This window comes from Cryobacterium sp. M25, assembly GCF_002929635.1.
Classification (GTDB): Bacteria; Actinomycetota; Actinomycetes; order Actinomycetales; family Microbacteriaceae; genus Cryobacterium; species Cryobacterium sandaracinum.
Window position 1 is genome coordinate 37,193 of sequence record NZ_PJJU01000047.1, and the last position, 12,101, is coordinate 49,293.

The 12,101-nt window shown below is 71.7% G+C and carries 10 protein-coding genes; 6 read left to right on the forward strand and 4 right to left on the reverse strand.

Features of this window, described 5'->3' with window-relative positions:
• Nucleotides 1–74: 74 nt before the first annotated feature.
• From CXY81_RS06535 to CXY81_RS06550, 4 genes are all read left to right on the forward strand, one after another.
• Complete coding sequence (locus CXY81_RS06535; protein WP_104099919.1) at nucleotides 75–1,097, forward strand: 3-oxoacyl-ACP synthase III; 1,023 nt, start codon at nucleotides 75–77, stop codon at nucleotides 1,095–1,097.
• Nucleotides 1,094–3,907 (forward strand): alpha/beta fold hydrolase, encoded by a 2,814-nt coding sequence (locus tag CXY81_RS06540; RefSeq protein ID WP_233194025.1) that lies wholly within the window; start codon nucleotides 1,094–1,096, stop codon nucleotides 3,905–3,907. The genes CXY81_RS06535 and CXY81_RS06540 overlap by 4 nt, the downstream gene beginning before the upstream one ends.
• Nucleotides 3,908–4,010: 103 nt before the next feature.
• Complete coding sequence (locus CXY81_RS06545; RefSeq protein WP_104194365.1) at nucleotides 4,011–4,979, forward strand: NAD(P)-dependent oxidoreductase; 969 nt, start codon at nucleotides 4,011–4,013, stop codon at nucleotides 4,977–4,979.
• Between the two features lie 146 nt (nucleotides 4,980–5,125).
• Nucleotides 5,126–5,899 carry an ABC transporter permease gene (locus tag CXY81_RS06550; RefSeq protein ID WP_174843657.1) on the forward strand — a complete coding sequence of 258 codons (774 nt, stop codon included), beginning with the start codon at nucleotides 5,126–5,128 and terminating at the stop codon, nucleotides 5,897–5,899.
• Between the two features lie 62 nt (nucleotides 5,900–5,961).
• Here the strand turns inward: CXY81_RS06550 and CXY81_RS06555 are convergent, their stop codons facing one another.
• Nucleotides 5,962–6,399, reverse strand: coding sequence for an Lrp/AsnC family transcriptional regulator (locus CXY81_RS06555; protein ID WP_104099917.1), 438 nt, complete (start codon nucleotides 6,397–6,399; stop codon nucleotides 5,962–5,964).
• Nucleotides 6,400–6,746: 347 nt separating this feature from the next.
• Here CXY81_RS06555 and ddaH point away from each other — a divergent pair, with 347 nt between their 5' ends.
• A complete protein-coding gene (gene ddaH / locus CXY81_RS06560) occupies nucleotides 6,747–7,625 on the forward strand; it encodes a dimethylargininase (RefSeq protein ID WP_104170077.1) in 879 nt (292 codons plus the stop codon).
• A gap of 8 nt (nucleotides 7,626–7,633) precedes the next feature.
• Nucleotides 7,634–8,878 carry an ornithine--oxo-acid transaminase gene (gene rocD / locus CXY81_RS06565; RefSeq protein ID WP_104194379.1) on the forward strand — a complete coding sequence of 415 codons (1,245 nt, stop codon included), beginning with the start codon at nucleotides 7,634–7,636 and terminating at the stop codon, nucleotides 8,876–8,878.
• Between the two features lie 108 nt (nucleotides 8,879–8,986).
• Here the strand turns inward: rocD and CXY81_RS06570 are convergent, their stop codons facing one another.
• From CXY81_RS06570 to CXY81_RS06580, 3 genes are all read right to left on the reverse strand, one after another.
• Nucleotides 8,987–10,246 carry an alpha-hydroxy acid oxidase gene (locus CXY81_RS06570; protein ID WP_104170049.1) on the reverse strand — a complete coding sequence of 420 codons (1,260 nt, stop codon included), beginning with the start codon at nucleotides 10,244–10,246 and terminating at the stop codon, nucleotides 8,987–8,989.
• Between the two features lie 16 nt (nucleotides 10,247–10,262).
• On the reverse strand, nucleotides 10,263–11,300 hold the full coding sequence (locus CXY81_RS06575) for a FadR/GntR family transcriptional regulator (protein ID WP_233194026.1): 1,038 nt from the start codon (nucleotides 11,298–11,300) through the stop codon (nucleotides 10,263–10,265).
• Nucleotides 11,301–11,449: 149 nt separating this feature from the next.
• Nucleotides 11,450–12,004 carry a glycerophosphodiester phosphodiesterase family protein gene (locus CXY81_RS06580; protein WP_104194366.1) on the reverse strand — a complete coding sequence of 185 codons (555 nt, stop codon included), beginning with the start codon at nucleotides 12,002–12,004 and terminating at the stop codon, nucleotides 11,450–11,452.
• Nucleotides 12,005–12,101 lie beyond the last annotated feature (97 nt).

The following is a 12,101-nucleotide window of genomic DNA, read 5'->3' on the forward strand; positions in this document are numbered from 1 at the left end:
CAACGATCAGGCTTCTGGTGCACAATGATCGAGGCGCGGCTGACCACTGCTGCAATTCGACAGGGGATCCACAGTTGGACGGTAACGCAACGACGACGCACCGCAATGTCGCCCTGCTGTCGGTGGCGACCGAGCTCGCCCCGCAGGTCACGACCTCGGTGGACATCGATCGTCGCCTGCAGCCGGCCCTCAAACGGCTGAAGCTGCCGAGCGGCCTGCTCCAGCGGGTGGCGGGCGTGCACGAGCGCCGAAACTGGGCGCCCGGCCAGGCCTTCGACGACGCGGCCGTCGCGGCCGGCACGCGCGCCCTGGCCGCCGCCGGCATCCAGCCGGGCCAGGTCGGCCTGATGATCAACACCTCGGTGACCCGCAAGCACCTCGAGCCCTCGGTGGCCGTGCGCATCCACCACGGCCTCGGCCTGCCCTCCTCGGCCACGAACTTCGACATCGCGAACGCCTGCCTCGGTTTTGTCAACGGCATGACCCTGGCCGCACAGCTGATCGACTCCGGCCAGGTGCAGTACGCCGTGATCATCGACGGGGAGGACGCCGACGAGATCCAGACCAACACGATCGAGCGCCTCGGCCGCCCGGACATCAACCGCAAGGACTTCATGAGCGAGTTCGCGAGCCTGACGCTCGGCTCCGGCGCGGCCGCGGCCGTGCTCGGTCGGGCCGACGCGCATCCGGAAGGGCACCGCATCCTCGGCGGCGTGACCCGCGCCGCCACCGAGTTCAACGGCCTCTGCGTCGGCAGCGTCGACGGCATGTTCACCGACGCCAAGGCGCTGCTCAAGGGCGGCATGGAGCTCGTCGTTTCGGCCTGGACCGAGGCCAAACGCGACTGGAACTGGTCGGGCATGGACCGGTACATCCTGCACCAGGTGTCGGACGTGCACACCGACGCGATCGTGAAGGCGACCGGGCTGGACCGCAGCCGGGTGCCGCTCACCTACCCGCTGTACGGCAATGTGGGGCCCGCGTCGATCCCGATCACCCTGGCCGAGGAAGCCGCGCGGCTCAGGACCGGCGACCGGGTGCTGCTGATGGGCGTGGGCAGTGGCCTGAACACGGCCATGATGGAACTCGCCTGGTGAAGCGCGGCTCTGCCCCCGTGTCCTACCGTCTCCCGCGCGCCGCGGCGACGCCGGCGCCCGCGTCCCTGCCGCCGGCCGGCCTGTCGGGGCTCGATGCCGCGTTCTCGCGCCTGGTGCCGGTCGTGTCGACCGCCTCCGGGCATCCGGTCACCCGCACCTGGCACCTACTCGACAACGCGGAGCGTCTCGCCGAGCTGGGCGTCACCCCCGTGGGCACGGTGCTCTGCGTGCACGGTAACCCCACCTGGTCCTACCTGTGGCGCGAGTTCGTCACGGCGGCGACGGATGCGGCCTGTCACGGCGGTGAGGCCTGGCGCGTCATCGCCGTCGACCAGCTCGAGATGGGCTTCTCCGAGCGAAGCGGCGCGGTGCGCCCGCTCGCCACGCGCGTGCGGGACCTGGGCGAGCTGACCGACACCCTCGGCCTGGCCGGCCCGGTGGTCACCTTCGGTCATGACTGGGGCGGGTCGATCTCGCTCGGCTGGGCCGTCGACCACCCGGACGTGCTCGCCGGGGTCATGCTGCTGAACACGGCCGTGCACCAGCCGGGCGATGCGCCGGTGCCGGCCCCGCTGCGGCTGGCCCTGCGGAGCAGCGTGCTCGGCTCCGGCACCGTGGCCACGCCGGCGTTTCTGGAGACGACACTGGCACTGGCGCACCCGCCGCTTCCGGCCGCGGTGAAGCAGGCGTATCGCGCGCCCTACCGCGGCGCGGCCCGCCGCGGCGGGATCGGCGCGTTCGTCGCCGACATCCCGGTGCATGGCGCACACGAAAGCGCGGCCGAAATCGCCCGCATCTCCGGCGGCATCCGCGACCTGACCGTACCGGCCCTGATGCTCTGGGGCCCGACCGACCCGATCTTCAGCGATCGCTACCTCGACGACCTCGTGGACCGCCTGCCGCACGCGGACGTGCATCGCTTCGAGGGTGCCGGGCATCTCGTCATGGAAGACGTCGACTACGCCGCGGCCGCCCTGACCTGGCTCGGCGACCGCGCGGTGCCTGCCGCTGCAATCGCTGCTGTCGCCTCCGCCGCTTCCTCCGCTGCCCTTCAGGTTGCCGTTTCGGTCGAACAGGGTGTGGGCGGCTGGGCGGCCGGCGAGCGGCATCCGCTCTGGCACTACCTGGACGAACTGCAGAACAGCGACGAGACCGCGCTGGTCGACATGGCCCCGCCCGGGGGCGGCGCACCCCGCGTCGTCAGCTGGCGTCTGCTCTCCCGGCGGGTGCGGCAGCTCGCCTGCGGCCTCGATCGTATCGGCGTGCGGAAAGGCGACCGGGTCTCGCTGCTCGTTCCACCCGGCGCCGACCTGACCGCGGTGCTCTACGCCTGCGTGCGGATCGGCGCGATCGTGGTGGTCGCGGATGCCGGCCTCGGCCTACGCGGGCTGACCCGCGCCGTGCGCGGCGCGCGCCCCGACCACGTGATCGGCGCCGCCCCCGGGCTGCTCGCCGCCCGGGCCCTCGACTGGCCCGGCCAGAAGATCTCCGTGGCGCGGTTTCCCCGCGCCGCCATGCGCGCCCTCGACATCTCCGCCACCCTCGCCGAGCTGATCGCGCTCGGCGTGGACGAGCAGCTTCCGCCGCCGCCGGAACCCGGAGACACTGCCGCCGTGCTGTTCACCTCCGGCTCGACCGGGCCGGCCAAGGGCGTCGTCTACACGCACGGCCAGCTCGCCGCGGTCAGCCACGCGCTGTTCGCGCAGTACGGCGTGGGCCGCGGCACCGGCCTGGTGGCCGGCTTCGCCCCGTTCGCGCTGCTCGGCCCGGCCCTCGGCGCCCGCTCGGTGACCCCGGACATGGACGTGACGAAGCCGAAGACCCTGACCGCCGCATCCGTCGCCGCCGCGGTCGCCGCCATCGACGCGACCGTGGTATTCCTGTCGCCGGCCGCGCTGGCCAACGTCGTTGCCACCGCCGGCAGCCTGACCGCCGCCGACCATGTCAGCCTCGCCGGCGTGTCGAGCTTTCTCTCCGCCGGTGCCCCCGTCTCCGAGCCGCTGCTCGCGGCCGCGGCCCGGCTGATGCCGTCGGCCTCCGCACACACGCCCTACGGCATGACCGAGGGGCTGCTGATGGCCGACATCTCGCTCGACGGCATCCGCGAGGCGATGGCCACGGCGACCACGCCGGGGGTCTCGCCGTCTGCCTTGTCCTCTGCCGCGACGGCGACGGATGCCCCGGCCGGCCCCGGCGGGGTCTGCGTCGGCCGCGCGACGGCGACCACGCGCATCCGCACGAGCGCCCTCGACGCCCAGGGGCACGCCACCGGCGAGCTGTCGGAGGCCGCCGGGGTCACCGGCGAGATCGTGGTCTCCGCGCCGCACGTCGAGGACCACTACGACCGCCTGTGGCTGACCGACCGGGCCGCCCGCAGCGGCGCCGTGCCCGGTGAACGCTGGCACCGCACGGGCGACGTCGGGCACTTCGACGCCGCCGGACGCCTCTGGGTGGAAGGGCGCCTGCCGCACGTGATCACGACGGCGACCGGCGTCGTGACCCCGGTCGGTCCCGAGCAGCGCATCGAGTCCGTCGCAGCGGTGGCCCGGGCCGCCGTCGTCGGGGTTGGGCCGACCGGCACCCAGCAGGTGGTCGCCGTGGTCGAGACCCGCACGCCGACCCGCCGGGTCGCGCTGGCCGACCCCGGGCTGGCCGCCGCCGTGCGTGCCGTCGCGGGGCTGCCGCTGGCCGCGGTGCTGGTCGTGCCGCATCTGCCCACGGACATCCGTCACAACTCGAAGATCGACCGCACCCGGCTGGGGCGCTGGGCCGGCGGCATCCTATCCGGCGCGCGGATGACCCGCCCGTGAGGCGCCTCTCGCGTCACGCGCAGGCTGCGCCCCTCCGCTGCCGGCAGGCCACGCGCGCAGCGGCGCAGCACCCGCGCAGCGCATTTTCGCCGACGGTGCTGCCGTGAGGGTGCTTGTCACCGGGGCCAGCGGCTTCCTCGGCCGCGCCGTCGCGGCCGAGATCGCGGCCGCCGGACACGAGGTGCGCGCCTTCCAGCGGCGCCCGTCGGGCGTGCCCGGCGTGACCGACCTGCTCGGCTCGGTCACCGCGCCCGCCGAGGCCCGGCGCGCCGTCGCCGGAATGGACGCGGTCGTGCACCTGGCCGCCAAGGTGTCCCTGGCCGGCAGCCCGGCCGAGTTCGCCGCCGTGAACGTGGGCGGCACGCGCACCCTGCTGGCCGCGGCCACGGATGCCGGAGCCTCCCGCTTCGTCTTCGTGTCGTCGCCCTCGGTCGCCCACGCCGGGGCATCCATTGTCGGCAGCGACGCCGAGCCGGCCGACCCGGCCGGGGCCCGCGGTCCCTACGCCCGCACCAAGGCCGAGGCCGAACTGGTCGCCCTCGCCGCGGATTCGGCCGCCCTGCGCGTGGTCGCCGTGCGGCCGCACCTGGTCTGGGGCCCGGGAGACACCCAGCTCGTGGCCCGGATCGTCGAGCGCGCCCGCGCCGGACGCCTGCCGCTGCTCGGCCACGGCGCCGCCCTGATCGACACCACCTACATCGACAACGCTGCCACGGCCATCGCGGCAGCCCTCTATCAGGCCGACGCCGTGCACGGCCGCTCCTACGTGATCACGAACGGGGAGCCGCGGCCGGTCGCCGAACTGCTCGCGGGCATGTGCCGGGCCGCCGGCGAGCCGGCGCCGGCCTGGCGGGTCCCGGCCGGGGTTGCCCGCGGTGCGGGGGCGCTGATCGAGGCGGCCTGGCGCATCCGTCCGGGCGCCGACGAGCCGCCGATGACCCGGTTCCTGGCCGAGCAGCTCTCGACCGCGCACTGGTTCGACCAGCGCCGCACCCGGTCCGAGCTGCGGTGGACGCCCGTGGTGAGCCTCGATGAGGGCTTCCGCCGCCTCGCCGCCTCGTACGACGGCTAGCTTTCTCGGGCACTGGCGGCCTCAACGGATGCCCAGGGCCGTCCGTGCGATCGCCAGCGCCCCTTCCGCGTGCTGACGGAGCCCAGTCGTTGACGGATTCCGATCACCGAGGCCTGCCGGGCGCGGCGGCTCGCTAGGCTCGTTACGTGACCTGGCCCCGCGACCTCCCCGCCCAGCTGGCCGGACTGGCGCCGACCCTGCTCGGGATCGCGCTGCTCATCGCGATCGTCACGCTGGTGCTGCACGGCTACCGGGTGCCGCATCCGTTCGCACCGGCCCTCGCCGTGCTGCGCGGCGCCCTGCAGCTCGCCGCGATCAGCCTGATCCTCAGCGGCATCATCTCCGACCCGTTCTGGGTCGGCGTGGGTCTGGCGGTCATGTTCACCGCTGCGGTCGGCACGGTCACCCGCCGGATCGGCGCCACCCGGCGGCACGCGACCTGGGTGGCCGCCTCGATGGGCCTGGGCGTGATGGTCACCCTCCTCGTGGTCTTCGGCACCGGCGCGCTCGAGTTCACGCCGCGCTACGTGTTGTCGTTCGGCGGCATCATCATCGGCAACGCCATGTCGATCGCCACGCTCTCCGGCCGGCGCTTCACCGAGGGCGTGACCGAGCACTGGGAGGAGGTCGAGGGCTGGCTGGCCCTCGGCGCCACCCCGCGACAGTCCACCCGGGAACTGGCCTGCCGCGCGGTGTACTTCGCCCTGATCCCCTCGACCGACCAGACGAAGACCACCGGGCTGGTCACGCTGCCCGGAGCCTTCGTGGGAGCGATTTTCGGTGGAGCCTCTCCGCTCGAGGCAGGGAGGTTCCAGATCGTGGTGCTTGCCGGCATCCTCTGCGCCGGATCGATCGCGGCGGTCGCCCTGATCCACCTGCTCGCCCCCGTGACCCGGCGCCCCGTCCCGGTGCCGGGCTAGCGACACGCGCCGCGCTGATGTCCTCGGCGCCGGCCGGTCCGATCCTGCTGGGAGCCGGGCGGCTACTCGGCGGAGCGGTGAATCAGCCGGGAGAGCACGATCGCGCTGCGGGTGTGGTCCACGTTGGGTGCCAAACGCACCTTTTCCAGCGCCGCCTCCAGACCGGGGATGTCCCGGGCCCGGATGTGCACGATGGCGTCGGCGCTGCCCGTGACGGTTCCGGCGTCCACGACCTCCGGCACCCCGGACAGGATGCGCAGCAATTCCTCGGGCGCAACGGTGCCGCGGCAGAACAGCTCGACGTAGGCCTCGGTGCTCATGCCGTCGATGGCCGGATCCACCTGGATGGTGAAACCGCGGATGACGCGGTCGGCCACGAGCCGGTCGACCCGGCGTTTCACGGCCGACGCCGAGAGTCCGACGACCGAGCCGATATCGCCGTAGCCCGCCCGGGCGTTCTGGCGGAGCAGGTCGAGAATGCCACGGTCGAGGTTGTCCATGCCGAGAGTCTAAGGGGCATCGTTGCGCTGGCGCACTCATGAACGCAGAAAACCCGCGCACGATAGCGCAATTCACTGGATAGCTGCGCCGTGGCGAGCGGACCAACGGGCGGACGTGCGGCATCCGTCATCGCCCGTTGTGGCGGAAAACTGCGTGAGGGGCCGGACGCGCGCACGTTTTCGGCGCAGAGTGGGGTGCACATCCGATTCGTGCTGTGTGAGACTAAAGATGGCGTCTCTGCCCAGGCGTTTCGTGCCGGCAGAGCTCTCGTGAGTGACCTGGTCCGCCATCCACCCCGCCAGCCGACCTCACCCGAAGGGGGCGGATGGCCGCCAAAGGAGTCACCATGTCGACCAACCTCACCGCCCCGAACCTGGACGAGCTCGTCTCGCCGGCCCTCCCCGTGCGCACGCCCGTCAAGCGCACCGTGCTGATGTGCAAGCCCGACTTCTTCTCCGTCGTCTATCGCATCAACCCCTGGATGGATCCCGCCATCCCGACGGACACCGCGCTCGCCGTCGCCCAGTGGCAAACGCTTCACGACACCTATGTCGGCCTCGGCTTCGACGTGCACCTGATCGACCCCGTCGACGGCCTGCCGGACATGGTCTACGCGGCCAATGGCGGATTCGTCATCGACAACATCTCCTACGGCGCGGCCTTCACCTACGCCGAACGCCAGCCGGAAGGTCCGGCCTACATGGACTGGTTCGGCGCCAACGGATTCGACGTGCGCGTGCCGGCGGAGATCAACGAGGGCGAGGGCGACTTCCTGCTCGTGGGCGACGTGATCCTCGCGGGCACCGGGTTCCGCAGCGCCTCGAACAGCCATGAAGAGGTGTCGGCGATCTACGGCCGCCCCGTGATCACGCTCAACCTGATCAATCCGAGCTTCTACCACCTCGACACGGCCATCGCCGTGCTCGACGCGTCGCCGGCCACGGGCAACGGCGAGATCGCCTACCTGCCGAGCGCGTTCGACGAGCCGAGCCTGGCCATCCTGCGCGAGCGATTCCCGGACGCCATCATCGTCGCCGAGAAGGACGCGGCCATCCTCGGCCTCAACTCCTATTCCGACGGCTACAACGTGGTCATCGCCGCGCGGGCGAAGGGCTTCGAGGCCCAACTGCGCGCCCGCGGCTTCAACCCGATCGGGGTCGACCTGTCCGAGCTGCTGCTCGGTGGAGGAGGCGTGAAGTGCTGCACCCTGGAGCTGCGCCGATGACCGACCCGATGACCGACCGGGCCACCGCCCCGGTTGTCGCGCTCGGACAGGCCGCGTATATCGCGCTGGAAGACGAGCACGCGGCCCACAACTACCATCCGCTGCCCGTGGTCGTCGCGTCCGGCGACGGCGCCTGGGTGACGGATGTCGACGGCCGCCGCTACCTGGACTGTCTGGCCGCGTACTCCGCGGTCAACTTCGGCCACTCCAACCCGCTCCTGTTGGACGCCGCTCGCGAGCAACTGGGCCGCATCACGCTCACCAGCCGCGCCTTCCACAACGACCAGCTCGGCCCGTTCGTGACCGCGCTCGCCGAGCTCTCCGGCAAGGACATGGTCCTGCCGATGAACACGGGCGCCGAGGCGGTGGAGTCCGGCATCAAGGTGGCCCGCGCCTGGGGCTATCGGGTCAAGGGCGTCGCCGCCGGGATGGCGAACATCATCGTGGCCGGGGAGAACTTCCACGGCCGCACCACCACGATCATCAGCTTCTCCGACGACGAGTCGGCCCGTAAGGATTTCGGGCCGTTCACGCCGGGGTTCCGCACGGTTCCCTACGGAGACGCCGCGGCCCTCGAGGCTGCGATCGACGCGAACACGGTCGCGGTGCTGCTCGAGCCCATCCAGGGCGAGGCCGGCATCGTCGTGCCGCCGGCCGACTACCTGCCGGCCGTGCGCGAGATCACGAACCGCCACAATGTGCTGTTCATCGCCGACGAGATCCAGTCCGGCCTCGGCCGCACGGGAGCGACCTTCGCTTGCGACCTGGTGGGCGTCGTTCCTGACCTCTACCTGCTCGGCAAGGCACTCGGCGGCGGCATCGTGCCGGTCTCGGCGGTCGTCGGCAATCGGGACATCCTCGGCGTGCTCCGCCCCGGCGAGCACGGCTCGACCTTCGGCGGCAACCCGCTGGCGGCGGCCGTCGGCCTCGCCGTGGTGAAACTGCTGGCCACCGGCGAGCAGCAGGAGCGCGCGCGCGTTCTCGGCGCCCGCCTGCACAACGGTCTGACCGGGTTGATCGGCCAGGGCGTCGTGGCCGTGCGTGGCGCCGGCCTCTGGGCCGGCATCGACATCGACCCGACGCTCGCCCCCGGCCGGGTGGTCTGCGAGGCCCTCCTGGCCCGCGGCGTGCTCGCGAAGGACACCCACGGCTTCACCATCCGGTTGGCCCCGCCGATCGTGGTCTCCGAGGCCGACCTCGACTGGGCGGTCGAGCAATTGGCCGCCGTGCTCGCGGAGCTCGCCGCCACGTAGCCGAGCCGCCGAGTTGTCCCGTTTGTGCCGAGTTGACCCGTTGGAACGGGTCAGCTCGGCACAAACGGCGACACTCGGCGAGGTCCGACCGGCCGGGCGGCCACGGCGCTACACGCCGACGGATGCCGCCACCGGCTGCGCGATGCGGCCGAGGCGTGCGAGCTGGGTGACGTGGCCCGGCTCGAGCTCCTCCAGGCTGTTCACGCCGAGCAGTCGCATGGTGCGGGAGACCTGCTCGGAGAGGATCTGGACGGCCCGGTCGACGCCGGCCTCGCCGCCGGCCATCAGGCCGTAGAGGTAGGCGCGGCCGACCAGGGTGAAGCGGGCACCGAGGGCGACGGACGCGACGATGTCGGCGCCGCTCATGATGCCCGTGTCCAGATGCACCTCGTATTCGCTGCCGACCTCGCGCACGACGTTCGGCAGCAGGTGGAACGGGATCGGGGCGCGGTCGAGCTGGCGCCCGCCGTGGTTGGAGAGGATGATGCCGTCCACGCCGAGGTCGGCGAGCGTGCGCGCATCCGCCAGGCTCTGTACGCCCTTGACGACGATCTTGCCGGGCCACTGCGCCTTGATCCAGGCCAGGTCCTCGAAGGTGACGGTGGGGTCGAACATGGTGTCGAGCAGGTCGGCGACTGTGCCGCTCCAGCGGTCGAGGCTGGCGAAGGCGAGCGGTTCGGTGGTGAGGAAGTTGATCCACCATTCCGGCCGCGGCAGTGCGTTGATGACCGTTCCGGCGGTCAGGGCCGGCGGGATCGAGAAACCGTTGCGCTTGTCGCGCAGGCGCGCGCCCGCCACGGGCACGTCCACAGTCACCAGCAGGGTGTCGTAGCCGGCCTTCGCGGCCCGGTCCACGAGCGCCATCGAGCGGTCGCGGTCCTTCCACATGTAGAGCTGGAACCAGTTGCGCCCGTGGGGGTTCGCGGCCTTGACGTCCTCGATCGACGTGGTGCCCATGGTCGACAGGGAGAAGGGGATGCCGGCCCGGGCCGCGACGTGGGCGCCCGCGATCTCACCCTCGGTCTGCATCATCCGGGTGAACCCGGTCGGGGCGATTCCGAAGGGCTGGGCCACGGGGGCGCCGAGCACGTCCCAGCCCGTCGACACGGCCGACACGTCCCGCAGGATCGACGGGTTGAACTCGATGTCCTCGAAGGCCTGGCGGGCACGGCCCAGCGACAGCTCGGCCTCGGCGGCGCCGTCGGTGTAGTCGAACGCGGCCTTGGGGGTGCGCTTCTTGGCGATGTCGCGCAGGTCGTAGATGGTGAGCGCGCCCTCGAGGCGGCGCCTCTTCGCGTTCAGCTCGGGGGTCTTGAAGTGCATCAGCGGGGCAAGGTCTTTGATCTTCGGGATGCGTCGTTGAACCATGGTCGAAGGGTCCTTTCTATCGGGCCACCGGGTGCCCGTTGGCATCCGTGTGGTCGTTGGCGAAGAGGTCGGGCAGGTGGTTGGCAAGGTGGGTTTCGGCGTAGTAACTGGCGATATGGGACTGCACGAGGCTGCGGGCGGCCGGGGGATCGCCGGCCTCGATCGCGCCGAGAATCGCGCGGTGTTCGGTGCGGAGCCGGGCGGAGGTGTCGGGCCAGGAAGCGAGGCTGGTCGCGCCCGCCCGCACATAACCCTCGATGGCACTGCGCAGCCCCGCCATCGTGGCGGTCACGACCTGGTTGCCCGATGCGGTGGCCAGGGCCAGGTGGAACGCGGCGTCGAGGGCCAGGAATTCCCCCTCGGTCAGCGCGGGAGACTCCATGGCGCAGAGCAGCAGCTCGGGCGTCGTCAGGTCGGGGTGCAGGGAGGCGTTGGCGTCCATGGTGGAACTGGCCTGGGCGGATGCCTCCGCCAGCTCGGTCACGACCGAGGCCTCGAGCACCAGCCGGGTCTTGACCACGTCAGCGACGGGGAACCCCTGCGCCGCCACCTGCAGACGCATCAGCGCCGACATGCCGCCGCCGGGCAGGGCCACGATGATCGCACCCGCCGTGGGCCCCGACCCGGCGGACGTGCGAAGCAGCCCGAGCACTTCGAGCACCCGGATGGCCTCGCGCACGCTGGACCGTCCGACGCCCAGCTCGGCGGCGAGGGCCCGCTCGGGCGGAAGATGGTCACCCGGGCGTAGTCGTCCACTGAGGAGATCCAGCTCGATGCTCTGCAACACGACTTCCCAGGCACGGCGTTCAATGCTCACGGGCTCCTCCTCGACGTTGGGGTGGCATGCGGTGTGCCCGACGGGGATCACGCGTCGGGCGGTGTGGTCTGACCACACGCTACACGACGCGCCCGGTGCGCACCAGCGCCCGGGGCGCATCCGGCACCGGGTGTACGCCGCCGGCACCTTCAGGCCGCGCTCCTCGAGGACCGTGCGGAGGCGGTCGGGGTAGTCGGTGATGATGCCGTCCACTCCCTCCTCCATCAGGGTGGTCAAGTTCGCGGTCTCGTTCGCCGTCCACGGGACGACCGGGAGGCCGATGCCGCCCAGGTTCGGGCTGGATCCGGGCTGCCCGACGCTCGGCCAGGAATCCCCGCTCGATCGGGCCCCCAGGGTCAGATCCGGGGCGATTTGCCGGGTGAGGTTCAGTGACGCCCAGTCGAAGCTCTGCAGGACTGACCGATCCGACTGCCGGGGGTGTTCGCCTGCTCAGGGAAGCCCGGCAACTGCTGGTAGCCGCAGTCCAGGGTGCGGATTTCGGCCAGGCTCAGGTCGCGCACCCGGTCGTCGGCATAGGGAAAGGCCGGGTCGCCGGGGAACGCGGGCGCGGCGTCGGCGCATTTGCTGGACGTCATCACGTCGTCGTGCCACACCACCACCTGGTTGTCACTGGACGAATGGGTGTCCAGCTCGAGTGTGCTCACACCCAACTCGAGAGACCCGGCGAAGGCGGTCAGTGATTCCTCGGTCCACTGGCCGCGGCCACCGCGGTGCGACTGCAGATCGAATGATCCATTGCGCTGGTTGGACCGAAGGGCGTTCACCGTGCCGGTCGTTTCGGAGCCGGACGGATCGGCGGTTGTGGCGGCCGGCGTGCCCGGATCGGAGGGAGCGGCCCGGGCCGGCGAGGCCCCGAACGTCCCGGTGACGGCCCCGGCGAGGACGGCGGCGGCGGCCGCCGAGATCAGGATTGTGCACATTGCGTGGTTCCCCTGGAGTTGCGTGAACCGGCGGCAGTCTGCCTCCGGTTCTCCACGCTGTAAACCGGACGTGGCCGGGGTGGAGAGGTCGTTCCGA